Consider the following 16,965-nt stretch of genomic DNA (forward strand, 5'->3'; position numbering starts at 1 on the left):
GCTGAATATGGATATGCACACTGTCGTGGTGGGGACCTCCGGGACCACCCCCGAGGACGTCATCGCCGTGGCCCGCGGCAACGCGAAGGTCGAGCTCTCCGCCGGGGCGCTCGACGCGCTGGCCAAGGCGCGCGAGATCGTCGACGCGCTGGCCGCCAAGCCGGAGCCGGTGTACGGCGTCTCCACCGGCTTCGGTGCCCTCGCCTCCCGGCACATCAGCCCTGAGCTCCGCGCCCAGCTGCAGCGCAACATCGTGCGCTCGCACGCGGCCGGCATGGGCCCGCGGGTGGAGCGCGAGGTCGTCCGTGCGCTGATGTTCCTGCGCCTGAAGACCGTCGCCTCCGGGCGCACCGGCGTCCGCCCCTCCGTCGCCCAGACGATGGCCGACGTGCTCAACGCGGGCATCACCCCGGTCGTCCACGAGTACGGCTCGCTCGGCTGCTCCGGCGACCTCGCGCCGCTCTCGCACTGCGCCCTGACCCTGATGGGCGAGGGCGACGCCGAGGGTCCCGACGGTGTCGTGAAGCCCGCCGGCGAGCTGCTCGCCGAGCATGGAATCCAGCCCGTCGAGCTGCGCGAGAAGGAAGGGCTCGCCCTCCTCAACGGCACCGACGGCATGCTCGGCATGCTGTGCATGGCCATCGCCGACCTGAAGAAGCTCTACACCTCCGCCGACATCACCGCGGCCCTCACCCTCGAAGCGCTGCTCGGCACCGACAAGGTCCTCGCCCCCGAGCTCCATGCCATCCGGCCGCACCCCGGCCAGGGCGCCTCCGCCGCCAACATGCTGGCCGTGCTCAAGGGGTCGGGCCTGACCGGCCACTTCCAGGAGGAAGAGGCGCCCCGCGTTCAGGACGCGTACTCGGTGCGCTGCGCCCCGCAGGTCAACGGCGCGGGCCGCGACACCATCGCGTACGCCCTGACCGTCGCCGAGCGCGAACTGGCCTCCGCCGTCGACAACCCGGTGGTGCTGCCCGACGGCCGTGTCGAGTCCAACGGCAACTTCCACGGCGCCCCGGTCGCCTACGTCCTGGACTTCCTCGCGATCGCCGCCGCCGACCTCGGCTCCATCGCCGAGCGCCGCACCGACCGCCTCCTCGACAAGAACCGCAGCCACGGCCTGCCGCCGTTCCTCGCGGACGACGCCGGTGTCGACTCCGGGCTCATGATCGCCCAGTACACGCAGGCCGCCCTGGTCAGCGAGATGAAGCGGCTCGCGGTGCCCGCCTCCGCCGACTCCATCCCGTCCTCCGCCATGCAGGAGGACCACGTCTCCATGGGCTGGTCGGCGGCCCGCAAGCTGCGCACCGCCGTCGACAACCTGACCCGCATCATCGCCGTCGAGATGTACGCGGCGACCCGCGGCATCGAGCTGCGCAAGGGCCTCACCCCCGCGCCCGCCTCGCAGGCCGCCATCACCGCGGCCCGCGCGGCCGGCGTCCAGGGCCCCGGCCCGGACCGCTTCCTCGCCCCCGACCTGGCCGCCGCCGACGCCTTCGTACGCGAAGGCAGGCTCGTCGCCGCCGTCGAGCCGGTGACGGGTCCGCTCGCCTGACCACACCCGCTCATACGGAAAGGGCCGCCCGGGATCTCGTATCCCGGGCGGCCCTTTCCGTAGGGGCGACTTCCGTGTGCGAAGCGGCAGTTGAGTTGTGACGGCGTGGTCAGCAGGTCCTCGACCTGCGGACCGAGTACGTCACGAACCCCGCCCCGAGGCCCAGGAACAGCGTGCCGCCGACCAGGTAGGGGGAGGTGTTCGCGCCGCCGGTGTCGGCCAGGGCGAGGGGGCCTTCGGCGGGTGCGGGGGCGGCCCGGTACGCGGAGTGCGCGGGGGGCGCCGAAGGGTGCTGCTCGTCCGTCGCGTTGGCGGACGGGACGAACCAGAGGGCGCAGAGCAGGGTGCCCGCCGCGGTGGCGGTGAGCAGGGGGCGACGAGCGACGGACAAGTGAGCGATCCCCTTGCGAGTACCTCGAATTGGCGGGATGCGCTGATGCTAGTGAAAGCAGCGGGTCGCGGGAAAGTCGCGGTCCGCTCGAGCCCTACGCTCCCCGCATGAGCGAAGAAGAGACATCACGGTATGTGCGCCTCCGCGTCGATTTGGTCCTGGAGATCGAGGACGCGGGGCAGTTGGCGGCGGCCGCCCTGGAGCGCATCGCCGAGGACCCGGCGATGCGGCCCGAGGAACGCGCGCATGCCGAGGCGGCCGTACGGGAAGACGGAGCGGAGGCCCTCGCCTACCTCGTGGATCCCGTGGACCTCGTGGAGGCACTGCCCGGTGCGGAGCTGGTCCAGGCCTCCTGGAGCAGCGAGCGGGTCGGCTACGACCCCGACGACGAGGAATGGGACCTGGACGAGGAGGACAGCAATGACGAGGACTGACGGCCCCTGAGGAGGCGGGGCGGGCGGGCGTGAGGCGTACCGGAACGACCTTTTGGTGATCTTGTACCGTCCCGCCCCGACCCGTCCGCCGGTGCGTGGTGTGCCCCACATTCACCCCCGCTGCACAGCTGCGCCAGGCAGTCTGATGTCCTAGGCGAGATGACTCGGGGGACGAGGCGACGATGGAGAAGCGTGTGAAGACGGAGAGTAAGCGCCGCAAGCAGGGTCTCGCGGCGGCGTGCGCGGTGCTCGGCGGCGTACTGGTCCTTTCTGCCTGCAACGACGGCGGCGGCAAGAGCGCCAAGGCCGACAGCTCGTCGTCGGCCCAGGCGGCGGCGGACAAGGCGGCCGAGAAGGACACCTCGGACGCCAAGATCACCATCGCGCCCAAGAACGGCGCCGACAACGTCGGCATCAACAGCGACACCAAGGTCACCGTCGCCGACGGCAAGCTGACCGATGTGACGCTGGCCTCCGCCGACGGCGCCAAGGTCGCCGGGAAGATATCCGCCGACGGCCTGAGCTGGGCGCCCGAGAAGGCCCTGAAGCGTTCGGCGACGTACAAGATCACGGCGACCGCGGCGGATGCCAAGGGGCGCCAGGCGCACGAGAACGCCTCCTTCACCACCGTCTCCCCGAAGAACAGCTTCATAGGCAACTTCACGCCCGAGGACGGCTCGACCGTCGGCGTCGGCATGCCGGTGTCGGTCAACTTCGACAAGGCGATCACCAACAAGAAGGACGTCCAGGCCAAGATCACGGTCTCGTCCAGCAGCGGCCAGGAGGTCGTCGGGCACTGGTTCGGCTCGCAGCGCCTCGACTTCCGCCCCGAGCAGTACTGGAAGGAGAACTCGACCGTCACCATGAAGATGGACCTGGACGGCGTCGAGGGCTCCAACGGCATCACCGGCGTCCAGGAGAAGACGGTCACCTTCAAGATCGGCCGCAACCAGGTCTCGACCGTCGACGCCAACACCCACACCATGACCGTCACCCAGGACGGCAAGGTCGTGAAGACCATCCCGATCTCCGCGGGCTCCCCCGAGCACCCGACGTACAACGGCCAGATGGTGATCTCCGAGAAGTACAAGCAGACCCGCATGAACGGTGCCACGGTCGGCTTCACCGACGACGACGGCAAGGGCGAGTACGACATCAAGGACGTGCCGCACGCCATGCGTCTGTCCGCGTCCGGCACCTTCATCCACGGCAACTACTGGGGCGCCAAGTCCGTCTTCGGCAGCGCCAACACCAGCCACGGCTGCGTCGGCCTGGCCGACGTCAAGGGCGCGGGCGACGACGGCACCATGGCCGCCTGGTTCTACAACAACTCGATCACCGGCGACGTCGTCATCATGAAGAACTCGCACGACAAGACGATCCAGCCCGACAACGGCCTCAACGGCTGGAACATGAACTGGGCCCAGTGGAAGGCCGGCTCCGCCGTCTGACGCCCGCCTTACGTACGCACCGGCTGCTCGGCGCTCCAGCTGCCGAGCAGCCGCAGCGACTCCGCCGACTTCGAGCCCGGCTCGGCGTGATAGGTGACCAGCGACAGGTCGTGCGCGTCCGGCAGCTTCAGCGTCTCGTACGCCAGCGTCAGCTCACCCACCACCGGGTGGCGCAGCCGCTTCACGCCGTGCCCCTTCTCGGCGACGGTGTGCGCCGCCCACATCGAGCGGAACTCCTCGCTCTTGACCGACAACTCGCCGATCAGCGCGGTCAGCTGGGGGTCGTCGGGGTAGCAGCCCGCACACAGCCGCAGCACGCTCACCACGTCGACGGCCTTGGCCTGCCAGTCGACGTACAGCGAACGCGAAGCCGGGTCGAGGAACACGTGTCGCGCCAAGTTCCGTTCCTGCGGCGGCAGTTGGGAAAGGTCGCCGAGCAGGGCGGCTGCCATCCGGTTCCAGCCGAGGATGTCCAGGCGCGGCCCGACGAGGTACGCGGGCACGCCCTCCATCGCGTCCATCAGCTCCTGCAGCGCCGGACGGAACTCGTGCGCCCGAGCGGCCGAGGCACGCTTCTTCTTCGCCTTGCCCTTGGCGAGGTGGGTGAGGTGGTTCTGCTCGGTGTCGGTCAGGCGCAGCGCACGCCCGATCGCCTCCAGGACCTCCACCGACACGTTCTGCGCGTTGCCCTGCTCCAGGCGCGTGTAGTACGCCACCGACACCCCGGCCAGCTGCGCCAGCTCCTCCCGGCGCAGGCCGGGCACCCTGCGGTGGCGCCCGTGGTCGGGCATCCCCACGTCCTCGGGCTTCAGCCGGGCCCGGCGGGAGCGGAGGAATTCGCTGAGTTCGGCGCGCTGGTCCATGACACCCAGTATCCGAGGCCACCGGCCTGGTCGTACGACCGGGAGCCTGACCCTGTCAGTGGTACGCACGCTGGACGTAGGCAGAACAGGGGCCTGGGTGGCAGGCGGGAGAAGGGGCACGCTGGACCGCGTACCCCAAAGATCTGAGGAGAACGGCAATGACCACCGTCGCCGCCTACGCCGCCCCCGCCGCCAAGGCTCCGCTGGAGCGCACCACCATCGAGCGCCGTCCCGTGGGCCCGAACGACGTGCTCATCGAGATCAAGTACGCCGGTATCTGCCACTCCGACATCCACCAGGCGAACGAGGGCTGGGGCGAGGCCATCTTCCCGATGGTGCCCGGCCACGAGATCGCCGGCGTGATCACCGAGGTCGGCTCCGCCGTCACCAAGTTCCGGGCCGGCGACCGCGCGGGCGTCGGCTGCTTCGTCGACTCCTGCGGCACGTGCGAGGCCTGTCGCTCGGGGCAGAACCAGTTCTGCCAGGACGGTGTCTCGACGTACAACGCGATCGGCCGGGACGGCAAGCCCGCCTACGGCGGCTACTCCACCCACATCGTCGTGGACGCCGACCACACCCTGCGCATCCCCGACAGCATCCCGCTGGACGTCGCCGCCCCGCTGCTCTGCGCCGGCATCACCCTGTACTCGCCGCTCAAGCGCTGGCAGGCCGGCCCCGGCAAGAAGGTCGCCATCCTCGGGCTCGGCGGCCTCGGCCACATGGGCGTCAAGATCGCGCACGCGATGGGTGCCGAGGTGACCGTGCTCAGCCAGACGCTGCGCAAGCAGGAGGACGGCCTCAAGCTGGGCGCCGACCACTACTACGCGACCAGCGACGAGGACACCTTCAAGCAGCTCGCGGGCTCCCTCGACCTGATCGTCTCCACCGTGTCCGCGCCGCTCGACCTCGGCGCGTACCTCTCGCTCCTGAAGACCGGCGGCGCGTTCGTCAACGTGGGCGCCCCCGAGGAGCCGAACTCGCTGAACATGTTCGGCCTCATCGGCGGCAACAAGATCCTCGCCGGTTCGATGATCGGCTCCATCGCCGAGACCCAGGAAATGCTCGACTTCTGTGCCGAGCACGGCCTGGGCGCCGAGATCGAGCTGATCCGCGCCGACCAGATCAACGAGGCGTACGAGCGCGTCCTTGCCAGCGACGTGCGCTACCGGTTCGTGATCGACACCGCGACGATCTGATCCCGGCCCGGCTGTGGTGTCACGGCCCCGGAGGCGATGGCTGCCTCCGGGGCCGTTCGCATGCGGCTGCTTGTCTTCGCTTACCTCCCGGGTAATCGACCGGGCCGGGCGGGGCGGGACATGATCGGTGCGTTCGCAAGGGAGACCACCACCACCTTCCCCGGGAGGACATCGTGACCGCTTACGCCATCGGCAACCTGCGCCCGCCGGCCCGCCTGGACGAGCAGGTCTTCGAGTACATGGAGCGCATCCAGTCCACGCTCGACCCCTTCGGCGGCCGCTTCCTCGTCCACAACGCCGTGCTCGACGTCCGTGAGGGCGAGTGGCCCGAGGCGCTGGTGATCATCGGGTTCCCGGGCATCGAGGAGGCGCGCGGCTGGTACGACTCCGCCGCCTACCAGGAGCTCGTGTCGCTGCGGGCCGACCACATCCCGGGGGACCTGGTCCTGGTCGACGGGGTCGGGGACGGGTACGACGCGGGACATACGGCGGCGGCGTACCGCGCGATGCAGGCGGGAACTCCGGCCGCTGCGGCCTGACGCCGCTCCGAGCGCGGTGACGGGCTCGGAGGCATTCCGGGCCCCCGGTCCTTAGGCTCGACCGCATGATCCGCACCCTCGCCGTCGAGAACTACCGGTCCCTGCGCAGGCTCGTCGTGCCGCTCGGGCGCCTCAATGTCGTGACCGGGTCCAACGGCACCGGCAAGTCCTCGCTGTACCGGGCGCTGCGGCTGCTCGGCGACTCCGCGCGCGGTGGAGCCGTGGCCGCGCTCGCCCACGAGGGCGGGCTGCCCTCCACGCTGTGGGCCGGTCCCGAGAAGACGGGCCGCGCGGTGCGCGAGGGGCTGCACCCGCTCCAGGGCACCGTCCGCAGCGAGCCCGTCAGCCTGCGACTCGGCTTCGCGGGCGACGAGTTCGGGTACGCCGTCGACTTCGGCCACCCCGCCCCGAACGACAACCGCTCCCTGTTCAACCTCGACCCCGAGATCAAGTCGGAGGCGATCTGGAGCGGCCCGGTACTGCGCCCGGCCGCGCTGCTGTCGGAGCGCAGGGGTGCCGCCGTCAAGGTGCGGGCCGCCGACGGCACCTGGCACCGTTCGCACGGCGCGCTCCGTCCGTACGACTCGATGCTCGGCGAGCTCGCCGACCCGCAGCGCGCCCCCGACGTGCTCGCCGTCCGCGAGCAGATCCGCGCCTGGCGCTTCTACGACCACGTACGCACCGACGCGCACGCCCCCGCCCGCAGCGCCCAGGTCGGCACCCGCACCCCGGTGCTGAGCGCCGACGGCGCCGACCTGGCGGCCGCTCTCCAGACGATCCGCGAGATCGGCGACCGCGACGCGCTGGACGAAGCCGTGGACGCCGCGTTCCCCGGCAGCCGCGTCGAGATCGGACTGCTCGGCACGCGCTTCGAGCTCCAGCTGCGCCAGCACGGACTGCTCCGCCCCCTGACCGCGGCCGAACTCTCCGACGGCACCCTGCGCTATCTGCTGTGGGTCGCGGCGCTGCTCACGCCCCGCCCGCCCGAGCTGCTCGTCCTCAACGAGCCCGAGACGAGCCTGCACCCCGACCTGCTCGCCCCGCTCGCCGACCTGATCCGTACGGCCACCCAGCACTCCCAGATCGTGGTCGTCACCCACGCCCGCCCGCTGGCCGCCGAGCTCTCGCGCGGGGCCGAAGTCATCGAGCTGGTCAAGGAGTTCGGGCAGACGGTGGTCGAGGGGCAGGGACTGCTGGACGAGCCGGCGTGGCACTGGCCCAAGCGGTAGCCGCAGCCGGCGGCTCCGGCGCGGGGCGGTGCAGGGCGTGCAGGCAGAGGCCGCCGACGATGAGCGCGAGGCCCGTCCAGGCGGGCGGGGTCGGGGCCGCGACGCCGGTCAGCAGGGCCTCGCCCGCCAGGGTGAAGGGCACCTCGGCGGCCTGGGTCGCCTCCACTGCACCAAGGGCGGCCGGCCGGTCCCGTACGAGATCGGTGGCGCGGAAGAACAGGGTGGTCGCCACCACCCCCGACACCAGCGCGACGATCAGGCACTGGACGACCTGGTCCCGCCCCGGCGCCCCCGCACGCAGGCCGGCCGTACCGGCGAGGGCCAGCCACAGCGGGAGCGAGCCGAGCGTCATGGCGAGGGTGCGCTGCACCCCGTCGAGGCCGTCGCGGCCGAGCAGCTTCCGGTTGCCGAGGGGGTAGGCGACGGCCGCGACCAGGACCGGGACGACGACCCGGGCGATGGTCGCGGCATTCATGCCGTGCGCGTTCTGGGTCTGCGCGAGCGCGACCCCGGCGACGATGAGCAGCGACACCGCGAGGGTGCGGCGCGGCACCCGGCCGCCGATCACGATCCCGGCGACGATCACGAGCTGCCAGGTCGCCGCGAGCAGCCACCCCGCGCCCTCCTGGCTCGCCCAGGTCAGCGGCGCGTAGAACAGCCCGAACCCGACGGTCGACCAGCCCAGCCAGAGCCCGGGCCGGGCGCGCAGACTCCGTACGACCCCGGGAAGACCGCCCCGTATCCACACGAGCAGGACGAGCGGCGGCACCATGAACAGATAGCGCAGGCTCGCGGTCCACAGCCAGGAGCCGCCCGCCGCGCTCATCTCGCGGTTGAGCACGAAGCTGCTCGCGAAACAGGCGGCGGCGACCACGCCGAGCGCCATGGGCACGGCACTGCCTCGGTCCCTGTTCACACCCGTACTCCCTGCGTCTGCTCGTCCCCGGCCACGAACTAAAATGTTAGTTGTGCCGTCCGAAGAGCCTGCCTCCGCCCCCGTCCCCGAGCCGCCCCGCCGACTGCTGCGCGATGTCGCGTACGAGGCGCTGCTCGCCGCGATCGTGTCGGGGGACCTCGCCCCCGGCGCGAAACTGAGCGACGTCGAACTCGCCGCCCGCCTCGGCCTCTCCCGCGCCCCGGTCCGCGACGCCCTGGCCCGGCTCGCCACGGAACGCCTCGTCGTGTCCAAGCCGCAGAGCTATACGCGGGTCGCGCCGCTGGTCGCCGAGGAGATCCGGGGCGCGCTCGCCGTGGTGGGCGCGATGCACACCCTCGCGGTGCGCGAGGCCCTGCCCCGCCTGAAGCCGGACCACCTGGCCCGGATGCGCACGGCGAACGCGGAGTTCGTACGGGCGGTGGAGGCGGGCGACATCGCGGCGGCGATCGGCGCCGACGACGCGTTCCACGCCGTCCCGATCGCGGCCGGCGGCAACCAGCCGCTCGCCGACACAGTGGCCCGCTACACGCCGCTGCTGCGCCGCCTGGAACACCAGCGCTTCTCCGGCACGGCGGCCCGCGCCTCGGCCGCCCGCCACGAAGCGCTCATCGCGGCATGCGAGGCGGGGGACGCGGACCGGGCGGCGGAGATCTCGTACGAGATCTGGGCGGAGCTGGAATGAGCTACCCGGCCCGCGGATAGACCCGCTCGTTCGGCAACAGGGCCGCGGCGGTGTCGAGCTGGCCTTGGCGTACGAGCGCGTGGACGCGGTGCGCGAGCGGGGTCACATCGCGGATGCCGACGATCCACTCGTCCGCGTACCGCCGCACGGCCTCCCCGGCGAGCCCGAGCTGCAGCGACCGGTACGGCAGCGGCTGGAGCCGCAGATCCCGCTCGGGATCCCACTGCACCCGGGCGGGCGCCCGCCTCAACTCCCGCGTCCAGTCGTCCCGTTCACCGTGCAGCTCGCGTACGTAGTGCGAGAGGCAGGCGTGATCGAGCGCCCAGTCGAAGCCGTCCCGCCGGATCTCGACGGCGAGCACGGTGCGCTGGCCTTCCTTCGTGCCCCACCCCGAGCGGTACATCATCCACAGGAACGACGGCTTGACCCAGGTCATCCGCTCCCGCTTCCACGCCGCCGGAAACCGCCCGTCGCGGGCGGCGGGCAGTCCGAGCGCCGGGTCGTACGCCTGGTAGACGGTGACCGTCGACCCGGTATGCAGGGCGCGGATCTGCTGGCGGGGCGGGGTGGTGGTGCGGTCGTGCGTTGCTTCCATGGGGAAAGCGTGGCCCGGCGGGACGGGGCGTCACCAGCGAATATCGGGTTACGGGCGTTCGGGGACGCGGTGCCCGGACCCGGCGGACTCCATGAAGGCCAGCATCCGGCGGTTGACCTCGTCCGCGTGGTCGATCTGCGGTCCGTGACCGGTGTGCGAGACGATCTCGGCCCGGGCGCCCGGTATCAGCCGGGGCACGCGCTCCACCTGCCGCTTCGGGTGCACGAGGAGGCTGCGCCTGCCGAGCAGCAGGTAGAACGGGGTGCGGACGGTGGACAGTTCCGCGTCGGACAGCGGGAGGGGAGCGGGGCGGCGGATGCGGTAGGCGCGGACACTCGCCCTGACCATCGCGCGCAGCTCCGGTACGACGAGGACGGGTTGCTCCAGCCAGGCCGCCAGACGCGGGCGCAGCGCCTTGGGCGCGGACGTCGCGAAGAGGCTGGCGAAGATCCAGACGAAGAAGCGCAGGCCGACCTTCTCCAGGCCGCCCGGATCGAGCAGGGTGACCGACGCGAGACGGCCGGGCCGCAGATGCGCCTGGTTCAGGGCGAGCCAGCCGCCGTAGGAGGAGCCGACGAGGTGGACGCGGTCGAGCCCGAGCCCGGCGAGCGTCTCCTCCAGCCACTGGGCGGCGCGTTCGGGCTGGTGAATGGGCTCGCGCTGCACGCTGCGGCCGGGGTCGCCGGGGGTGTCGACCGCGTAGACGGGGCGCTCCGCGCTGAGCGCGGCGGTGTTCGGGTACCACATCGCGGAGCAGCTCCCGGCGCCGTGCACCAGGACGACCGGGGTGTGCGAGGAGGCGGCCGGGTCGTCGGATCCGTACCGGTAGACGTGCGTCGTGCCGAAGCTCGTCTCGACGTCCTGCTCCGCGACGGCCGGCGCTCCCAGCGCGTAGAGGGCGTCGCACGCGGCGAAGTAGCGGTCGCGCAGGGCGTCGCTCACATACCGCCCGACGTCGGGCCGGACACGTTCGCGGGTCGTGGACTTGGGCACGGGAGGCCACCTCCGGAAGCGGTCGAACTCTTTCGTGGTACGACCGTATCATCAACTTGATACGGCTGTACCATGAAAACCCCCGGGCTCCTTGGCCGGGCGGGCGGCGGACGAGAGGCGGGAACGGGACCGATGCCGAAGCGCGTGGACCACGCACAACGACGGACCGAGATCACCGAGGCGCTCGTCAGGGTCGCGGGCCGGCGCGGACTGCACGCGGTGGGCATGCGCGACGTGGCGGCGGAGGCGGGGGTGTCGCTGCGGCTGGTCCAGTACTACTTCGAGACCAAGGAGAAGCTGCTGCTCTTCGGCCTCGACCATCTGACGCAGCGGTTCGGGGAGCGGGTCGCCGCACGGATCGCGGCCGTTGGTGACGCCCCCGGCCCGCGCGCCACGATCGAGGCCCTGCTCCTGTCGGCCCTGCCCACCGACGACGAGAGCCGCACCTTCCACTTCCTCTACACCTCGTACGCGGTCCTGGCCATGACCGACGAGGCGCTGGCCGCCCAGCCGTTCATCGCGAACCCGGACGCGGCGGAGGAGGCTGTCGCGGGCCTCCTCCGCCAGGGGCAGGAAGCCGACCTGGTCGCGCCCGGCCTCGACGCCCGGGGCGAGGCGATCGGCCTGCTGGCCATGTCGGCCGGCCTCGGCACGAGCATCCTGGTCGGCCAGCGGGACGCGGAGTCGGCGACGGGGGTGCTGAGGCTGCACCTGGACCGGATCTTCGGGGCGGGCTAGAACCCCTCGGGGGTGGGCCGGTGCTCGACGTACTCGATCACGGTGCCGTCCGGGTGCCGGGCATGGAACCCGGACCCCGTCGGCACCTTGTGCAGCGGGTCGAGGATCTCCGCGCCGAGCGCGGTCAGCCGGGCGAGATGAGCCGCGGCATCGTCGACGAGCAAGGTGCCGTCGACGTCGAGGAACGGCGCGACGGCGTCGTCGGACCCCTCGACGAGCAGGAAGCCGCCGACCGCGGCAAGGGCGAGGCGCTTCGCCGGATAGGTGAACCACATGTCGCGCTCGACGCCCTGGACCTCCTCGTAGAAGCGGGTGAGCTCTTCGAGGGTGCCGGGCCCGGTGAAGACGCGGACGAAGGCGCGGGGTGCGGTGCGAGTGGAGGAGTCGTTGCTGCGGCGCCGTACGACGGGGGTGGTGATGTCGTGTCGAGTCATGGGTTCAGCCTCGGACTCCCAAGGGGCGGCAACCAGACGCCGGTTGATGCGGTGAGTGGGAGTCATAGGCTGAGGCGACGAGGGAGGCCGAGGGCGCGGGGCGTATGTTCGGGGAGGCGTGTCTGTTCCCGTGAGCCCCAGCAGCCGGCAGGCGTGAGGGCGGGCGTACGTGTGGGGAGGCGGAGGTGTGACGGCGGGCATCGGAGCCGAGGGCAACGGTGGTGCGCGACGGCGGGAACTCGGCGGCTTCCTGCGCGCCCACCGCGAACGCATCGACCCCGCCGAACTCGGCCTGCCCGCCGGGGCGAGGCGCCGCACCCCGGGCCTGCGCCGCGAGGAAGTGGCCGCGCTCTCCGGGGTGGGCGTGGCCTGGTACTCCTGGCTGGAGCAGGGCCGGGTCGAGACATCCCGTCAGGTACTGGACGCGGTGAGCCGTACCCTGCGGCTGGACGCGACGGCCCATGCCCACGTCCTGACCCTGGCGGGCTTCGCGGCGCCGGAGCCGACCGCGCCTGTGGACGCCGACATCCGCGCCCTGATGGCCAGTTGGGGCGAGACTCCGGCCGTGGCCCTCGACCCGGCACTCTTCATGACGGCGTGGAACGAGGCATACGCCGCCCTCTGGCCCGACCCGGCGCGCATCGCGGCCCCGGACCGGAACCTGCTGCTCCTCCTGCTCACGGACCCGGCCCACCAGAGGCTGCTGCCCGACTGGGAGCCGGTGGCGATGGACCTGCACCGCCACTTCCGTACCCGCGCGGACCGCAATCCCCTTGACGACCGGGTCCGCCGCCTCACCGCCCGGCTGCGCGAGGCCCGCCCCGACCTGGCGGCATGGTGGTCCTGCCGCGAGGTCGGCGACTTCGCGAGCCGTACGGTCGAACTGTCCCCGGCGCCCGGGGCCCCGGGGCTTCGCTCGACCATGACGCTGCTCTACCCGGCGGTGGGCGCGGACCCGATCCTGGTCCAGCGGCTGGGCTGACCCGGGGTCAGAGGAGCTTCTGGGGGGCCTCGTACTGGTCGACGGGCGCGAGGTTGCAGGCAGCCTTGGGGCCGGTGAGGCCGTGTCCGCCGATGCCCTCGCCCTCCGGCAGCGGCACCAGGCAGCGGCCGTCGACGTTGATGAGCGAAGCGCCGTAGGTGTTGAGGATGCCGCCCGCTCCGTCCCCGTCCGAGCCCGTGATCACGGTGTCGCCGTTGCGGGTCGAGAAGTCCGTGGCGCCGCTGCCGCTCGCGCTGCTGCCGCCGTTACCGCCGCCGTTGCCCATGGTGCCGTTGTTGGTGCCGGTGAGGCTGCCGGTGGTGTTGCTGACGGTGCTGGTCAGCTTGCCGGTGGTGCCGTTGCCGAGGGGGGTGTTGCCGGTCAGGCCGCTCACGGTGTCGCCGATGCAGCCGCAGCCGGTGCCGCTCGTGGTCGGGCTCTGGGTGAGAGGGCTGGACAGGAGGTTCTGGAGCGCGTTGGCGGGAGCCTTGGGGGCCTGGGTCGCCGTGGCTGCGGAGGCCGGGGCGGCGATGGCCATCGTTGCTGCGGTGGCGAAGGCTGCTCCGGCGAGAACCTGCTTGATCACGGTTGTGCTCCCATTCGGTGGTTGGTCGGGGGTGACAGGTTCGCCCTGTGAAACCTGCCGCCCCTTGGAACGAGGCACATGCACAACACGTCACGAAGTGTGCTCATTCGGACCAACGCGCAGGGGCTGATGCGTCCGCTGTCCATCGGAGGCCTCCGGGGCCGGGGACGGGGCCGCGGACGGGCCCGCACCCTTCGGCCGCCGGCGGCACCGGTACTGGACGCGTGTACTCGGTGCCCCGGTCGGCCGTCGAGGGGTCAGAGGAGCTTCTGCGGGCCCTGGTACTGGCGGACGGGTGCGACGTTGCAGGCGGCCTTGGGCCCGCCGAGCAGGTGTCCGCCGATGCCCTCGCCCTCCGGCATCGGGATCGCGCAGCGCAGGTCGGCGCTGATGAGCGAGGCGCCGTAGGTGTTGAGGATGCCGCCCGCCTCGCCCGCGATGACGGTGTCACCGTTGCGGGTCCCGAAGTCCCTGGTGTCCGCCGAGGCGGGGGCGGCGATGGCCATCGTCGCGGCAATGGCGAGGGCCGACCCGGCGAGAATCTGCTTGATCACGGTTGTGCTCCCATTCGGTGGATCAGAGAGGGCGACAGGCCCGCCCCAGGGAAACCTGCGACCCCTGGAGGGGTCGGACAAGGGGCGCCGTCCGGCATGCACCGCACCGGACGCCGTGCCCTGTCCGACCCTGATCCACCGGACGCCCCCTCGACGGAGGAACATGCACAACACGTCGCAAATTGCGCCCGATAAGACTAAAAACGGACGCGAGGAGGGGGCTGGTGCCCCGGTCGGTCCGGGGGGTGGTGAGTGTGCGGAGTCCCGGGGTGACTGGTCGGACCCCAGGACTCCTGTGCACTCTCCAATGCGCCGGGTTCAACGGTTCGTCGCTGCCCCGGTCACCCCGGTTCCCCCGCCCAGCCCATCGAGGGTTCCGCGGGCTGGGCGGGTCCATGTTCGTTCAGCCGGCCGTGCCGGGTTTTCCCGTGGGAGACCCGTACGCCGGGTGGTGCGTCAGAGCAGCTTCTGCGGGGCCTGGTACTGGTCGACGGGCGCCAGGTTGCAGGCGGCCTTGGGGCCACCGAGGGCGTGTCCGCCGATGCCCTCGCCCTCCGGCAGCGGCACCGCGCAGCGCAGGTCGACGTTGATGAGCGAGGCCCCGTAGGTGTTGCCGATGCCGCCCGCCTCGCCCGCGATGACGGTGTTGCCGTTGCGGGTCGCGAAGCCCGTGGCGCCGGCGCTGCCCATGGAACCCGAGCCGGTCGAGGTCGGGCCCGTGGCGGTGGCGAGGAGGCTCTGGAGCGCGCTGGTGGGGAGCTGGAGCGGAGACCTGGGGGCCTGGGTCGCCGTGGCTGCGGAGGCCGGGGCGGCGATGGCCATCGTTGCTGCGGTGGCGAAGGCTGCTCCGGCGAGAACCTGCTTGATCACGGTTGTACTCCCATTGGGTCGGTCAGAGGGGGGTGACGGGGCTGCCCGGAGGAAGCCCGTCGTCCCTGGAACGAGGAACCCGGGCATCACGTCACAAATTGTGCTCATTCGGGCCAATACCCAACCCGCCGCCGTGATCTTGCCCCGGGTTCAACGGCCCTCCGCGACCCCGGTCACCCCGCTTCCCCCGCCCAGCCCATCCCCAGCCCGGCGAGCCGCGAACGCCTCCCGCCTCGTCGAGCAGCCGAGGAACTTCCGGCTGGGTCAGCTCCCCGCCTTCGCCACGCCGATCGGGCAGGAGACCCCCGTCCCGCCGATCCCGCAGTACCCCGCCGGGTTCTTGTCCAGGTACTGCTGTTAGTACTACTTCTCTTTGCGTAGAATTGGTGACTCTTCGTAAAGGGGTGGGAAGTGAACGAAGCGGCACCGGTGATCCCGGTTGTCTCGTACGCGCGTATCTCCGCCGACACGGCCAGGGACGGTCACGGCGTCGAAGACCAGCACAAGGTGAACGCCGAGACGGCGGCCCGTCTCGGCTGGACGATCGTGCACCGTTACACCGACAACGACCTGTCGGCGGCGAAGGCGGGTGTGGTGCGCCCGGACTTCGAGACCATGGTGAAGGCGCTCAAGTCGGGCCACATGCCTGACGGGCAGCCGGTGCGCGGCGTCATCGTCGTCGCGGACGACCGGCTGACGCGCAGGGCTGGGGACTACGAGCGGTTCGTGGACGCGCTCACGTACGAGGAGGGCCGTCTCTACGCCGACGCCAAGGGGGCGAAGAACCTCTACAGCGAGGATGTGGAGTCCATGGGCCTCTTCGGCGTCGTCATCTCCAAGATGGAGGTGCGCAAGATGCAGCGGCGTGCGCGCCGCTCGCACCGTGCCCGTGCCGAGCTGGGCATCCCGGTGGGCGGAAAGCGACCCTTCGGCTGGCAGGACGACAAGCTCACGCTGGAGCCCGAGGAAGCGGCGTGGCTGGCGAAGGGCGCCCGTGAGGTAATCGCGGGCAAGTCCCTGCACTCGATCCTCCGGGAGTGGCGGGAGGCTGGCGTCCGCACGATCAACGACAAGGAGTGGGCGAGCCGTTCGCTGAAGCTCGCACTTTGGAACCCGCGGCTGTGTGGCTGGCGGAAGCACAACGGAGAGCTGGTCCGCGACGCCAACGGCGTGCCGGTGGTGGGCCGCTGGGAGCCCGTCATCACGCCGAAGGAGTGGATGGCCATCGACGCCGTCTTCTCGGCCCGCGTCGGTCCCAACGTGAAGTCCGACGGAACGGTCACTGACTATCGCACCCCGTCGTACTTGCTGACCGGAATCCTCCGATGCGGAAAGCCCGGTGCGGACGGTCGGATCTGCAACGCGCCCCTCCGCGCGACCGTGCGGCTGGATCTCTCCGGCGGCTACCTCTATCAGTGCCCCAGTAAGGAAATGGGCGGCTGCGGTGGCACGGGACGCAATGGTGCCAAGATTGACGAATTCATCACGGAAGCGGTTCTGGCGAACTTGGAGGAGCGGGCGGCCAGGACGGCGCATGCGGACGAGAAATGGGCGAGGGAAGACGAACTGGACCGCTTGACGCGGAAGCAGCGCAAGCTGCTCCAGGCTTGGCAGGGGGACGAGATCTCGGATGAGTTGTTCTTCCCCGAGAATCAGAGGATGGAATCTCGGGTCAAGGAACTACGTGCGGACCGTACGCGCCACGTTCTCAACCAGCAGCGTGCAGCCGAGGTCACCGGCGACGTACGCGAGCGCTGGACCTCCGGCAGGCTGGACCTGGCGCAGAAGCGCGCCCTGATCAGGGAGGCACTGCACGCGGTGATCGTCCTGCCGGTGGGCGGCGGAGGCCGACGCCCCTTCAACCCTGACCTGCTGGTCCCGAAGTGGCGCGACTGACAGTGAGCTGAAACGGAAAGGGGCACGGCCATCCGGCTGG

At 71.2% G+C, this 16,965-nt stretch carries 19 protein-coding genes and 1 pseudogene; 10 read left to right on the forward strand and 10 right to left on the reverse strand.

Annotation, left to right across the window (positions count from 1 at the left end):
• Positions 1–13 precede the first annotated feature (13 nt).
• Positions 14–1,555, forward strand: coding sequence for a histidine ammonia-lyase (hutH, locus tag ABD346_RS16460; RefSeq protein WP_344375621.1), 1,542 nt, complete (start codon positions 14–16; stop codon positions 1,553–1,555).
• Positions 1,556–1,664: 109 nt separating this feature from the next.
• Here hutH and ABD346_RS16465 read toward each other — a convergent pair whose 3' ends face one another.
• Positions 1,665–1,946, reverse strand: coding sequence for an LPXTG cell wall anchor domain-containing protein (locus ABD346_RS16465; RefSeq protein WP_344375509.1), 282 nt, complete (start codon positions 1,944–1,946; stop codon positions 1,665–1,667).
• 107 nt (positions 1,947–2,053) lie between these two features.
• On the opposite strand from ABD346_RS16465, the gene ABD346_RS16470 reads away from it, so the two are divergent.
• Together ABD346_RS16470 and ABD346_RS16475 are read left to right on the forward strand one after the other, a co-directional pair.
• A complete protein-coding gene (locus ABD346_RS16470) occupies positions 2,054–2,380 on the forward strand; it encodes a hypothetical protein (RefSeq protein ID WP_344375510.1) in 327 nt (108 codons plus the stop codon).
• 182 nt (positions 2,381–2,562) lie between these two features.
• Positions 2,563–3,831: a L,D-transpeptidase gene (locus ABD346_RS16475; RefSeq protein ID WP_344375511.1), complete on the forward strand. Its 1,269-nt coding sequence runs from the start codon at positions 2,563–2,565 to the stop codon at positions 3,829–3,831.
• 8 nt (positions 3,832–3,839) lie between these two features.
• Here the strand turns inward: ABD346_RS16475 and ABD346_RS16480 are convergent, their stop codons facing one another.
• On the reverse strand, positions 3,840–4,694 hold the full coding sequence (locus ABD346_RS16480; protein ID WP_344375513.1) for a helix-turn-helix domain-containing protein: 855 nt from the start codon (positions 4,692–4,694) through the stop codon (positions 3,840–3,842).
• A 158-nt stretch (positions 4,695–4,852) separates the two neighbouring features.
• On the opposite strand from ABD346_RS16480, the gene ABD346_RS16485 reads away from it, so the two are divergent.
• The 3 genes from ABD346_RS16485 to ABD346_RS16495 all read left to right on the forward strand — a co-directional run bounded on the left by ABD346_RS16485 (position 4,853) and on the right by ABD346_RS16495 (position 7,658).
• Entirely contained in the window at positions 4,853–5,890 is a 1,038-nt protein-coding gene (locus ABD346_RS16485; protein WP_344375514.1) for an NAD(P)-dependent alcohol dehydrogenase, read from the forward strand.
• Between the two features lie 173 nt (positions 5,891–6,063).
• The gene (locus tag ABD346_RS16490) at positions 6,064–6,429 is read left to right on the forward strand and encodes a DUF1330 domain-containing protein (RefSeq protein ID WP_344375515.1); all 366 of its coding nucleotides are present in this window, start codon (positions 6,064–6,066) and stop codon (positions 6,427–6,429) included.
• 65 nt (positions 6,430–6,494) lie between these two features.
• The gene (locus ABD346_RS16495; RefSeq protein ID WP_344375516.1) at positions 6,495–7,658 is read left to right on the forward strand and encodes an AAA family ATPase; all 1,164 of its coding nucleotides are present in this window, start codon (positions 6,495–6,497) and stop codon (positions 7,656–7,658) included.
• Here ABD346_RS16495 and ABD346_RS16500 read toward each other — a convergent pair.
• On the reverse strand, positions 7,582–8,574 hold the full coding sequence (locus ABD346_RS16500) for a DMT family transporter (protein ID WP_344375518.1): 993 nt from the start codon (positions 8,572–8,574) through the stop codon (positions 7,582–7,584). The genes ABD346_RS16495 and ABD346_RS16500 overlap by 77 nt on opposite strands.
• A gap of 52 nt (positions 8,575–8,626) precedes the next feature.
• On the opposite strand from ABD346_RS16500, the gene ABD346_RS16505 reads away from it, so the two are divergent.
• Complete coding sequence (locus tag ABD346_RS16505; RefSeq protein ID WP_344375520.1) at positions 8,627–9,277, forward strand: GntR family transcriptional regulator; 651 nt, start codon at positions 8,627–8,629, stop codon at positions 9,275–9,277.
• Between the two features lies 1 nt (position 9,278).
• On the opposite strand, the gene ABD346_RS16510 is transcribed toward ABD346_RS16505, so the two are convergent.
• Positions 9,279–9,872 carry a DUF4291 domain-containing protein gene (locus ABD346_RS16510; RefSeq protein WP_344375521.1) on the reverse strand — a complete coding sequence of 198 codons (594 nt, stop codon included), beginning with the start codon at positions 9,870–9,872 and terminating at the stop codon, positions 9,279–9,281.
• Between the two features lie 48 nt (positions 9,873–9,920).
• Positions 9,921–10,865, reverse strand: coding sequence for an alpha/beta fold hydrolase (locus ABD346_RS16515; RefSeq protein WP_344375523.1), 945 nt, complete (start codon positions 10,863–10,865; stop codon positions 9,921–9,923).
• A 132-nt stretch (positions 10,866–10,997) separates the two neighbouring features.
• Between ABD346_RS16515 and ABD346_RS16520 the strand changes: the two genes are divergently transcribed.
• Positions 10,998–11,603, forward strand: a complete 606-nt coding sequence (locus tag ABD346_RS16520) for a TetR/AcrR family transcriptional regulator (RefSeq protein ID WP_344375524.1) — start codon at positions 10,998–11,000, stop codon at positions 11,601–11,603.
• Here ABD346_RS16520 and ABD346_RS16525 read toward each other — a convergent pair.
• Entirely contained in the window at positions 11,600–12,037 is a 438-nt protein-coding gene (locus ABD346_RS16525) for a VOC family protein (protein ID WP_344375525.1), read from the reverse strand. The genes ABD346_RS16520 and ABD346_RS16525 overlap by 4 nt on opposite strands.
• 187 nt (positions 12,038–12,224) lie before the next feature.
• Here ABD346_RS16525 and ABD346_RS16530 point away from each other — a divergent pair, with 187 nt between their 5' ends.
• The gene (locus ABD346_RS16530; RefSeq protein WP_344375527.1) at positions 12,225–13,019 is read left to right on the forward strand and encodes an MmyB family transcriptional regulator; all 795 of its coding nucleotides are present in this window, start codon (positions 12,225–12,227) and stop codon (positions 13,017–13,019) included.
• Between the two features lie 7 nt (positions 13,020–13,026).
• Here the strand turns inward: ABD346_RS16530 and ABD346_RS16535 are convergent, their stop codons facing one another.
• The 4 genes and pseudogenes from ABD346_RS16535 to ABD346_RS16550 form a co-directional block, all read right to left on the reverse strand.
• Positions 13,027–13,605, reverse strand: coding sequence for a hypothetical protein (locus tag ABD346_RS16535; protein WP_344375529.1), 579 nt, complete (start codon positions 13,603–13,605; stop codon positions 13,027–13,029).
• A 257-nt stretch (positions 13,606–13,862) separates the two neighbouring features.
• Positions 13,863–14,159 carry a hypothetical protein gene (locus tag ABD346_RS16540; protein ID WP_344375530.1) on the reverse strand — a complete coding sequence of 99 codons (297 nt, stop codon included), beginning with the start codon at positions 14,157–14,159 and terminating at the stop codon, positions 13,863–13,865.
• A 456-nt stretch (positions 14,160–14,615) separates the two neighbouring features.
• The gene (locus ABD346_RS16545) at positions 14,616–15,029 is read right to left on the reverse strand and encodes a hypothetical protein (protein ID WP_344375532.1); all 414 of its coding nucleotides are present in this window, start codon (positions 15,027–15,029) and stop codon (positions 14,616–14,618) included.
• A 264-nt stretch (positions 15,030–15,293) separates the two neighbouring features.
• Positions 15,294–15,386 (reverse strand): annotated as a pseudogene (locus tag ABD346_RS16550) (peptide-methionine (S)-S-oxide reductase MsrA); the annotation flags it as partial.
• 54 nt (positions 15,387–15,440) lie between these two features.
• Between ABD346_RS16550 and ABD346_RS16555 the strand changes: the two are divergent.
• The gene (locus ABD346_RS16555) at positions 15,441–16,925 is read left to right on the forward strand and encodes a recombinase family protein (RefSeq protein ID WP_344375533.1); all 1,485 of its coding nucleotides are present in this window, start codon (positions 15,441–15,443) and stop codon (positions 16,923–16,925) included.
• Positions 16,926–16,965 lie beyond the last annotated feature (40 nt).

The organism is Streptomyces mauvecolor (genome assembly GCF_039532965.1).
GTDB classification, from domain to species: domain Bacteria; phylum Actinomycetota; class Actinomycetes; order Streptomycetales; family Streptomycetaceae; genus Streptomyces; species Streptomyces violascens.

What these genes read in the sequence shown, in the direction of transcription:
- ABD346_RS16475 (WP_344375511.1), top strand. Translation starts at nt 2,563, where the DNA reads ATGGAGAAGCGTGTGAAGACGGAGAGTAAGCGCCGCAAGCAGGGTCTC.
- ABD346_RS16470 (WP_344375510.1), top strand. Translation starts at nt 2,054, where the DNA reads ATGAGCGAAGAAGAGACATCACGGTATGTGCGCCTCCGCGTCGATTTG.
- ABD346_RS16495 (WP_344375516.1), top strand. Translation starts at nt 6,495, where the DNA reads ATGATCCGCACCCTCGCCGTCGAGAACTACCGGTCCCTGCGCAGGCTC.
- ABD346_RS16480 (WP_344375513.1), bottom strand. Translation starts at nt 4,694, where the DNA reads ATGGACCAGCGCGCCGAACTCAGCGAATTCCTCCGCTCCCGCCGGGCC.
- hutH (WP_344375621.1), top strand. Translation starts at nt 14, where the DNA reads ATGCACACTGTCGTGGTGGGGACCTCCGGGACCACCCCCGAGGACGTC.
- ABD346_RS16525 (WP_344375525.1), bottom strand. Translation starts at nt 12,037, where the DNA reads ATGACTCGACACGACATCACCACCCCCGTCGTACGGCGCCGCAGCAAC.
- ABD346_RS16520 (WP_344375524.1), top strand. Translation starts at nt 10,998, where the DNA reads ATGCCGAAGCGCGTGGACCACGCACAACGACGGACCGAGATCACCGAG.
- ABD346_RS16485 (WP_344375514.1), top strand. Translation starts at nt 4,853, where the DNA reads ATGACCACCGTCGCCGCCTACGCCGCCCCCGCCGCCAAGGCTCCGCTG.
- ABD346_RS16510 (WP_344375521.1), bottom strand. Translation starts at nt 9,872, where the DNA reads ATGGAAGCAACGCACGACCGCACCACCACCCCGCCCCGCCAGCAGATC.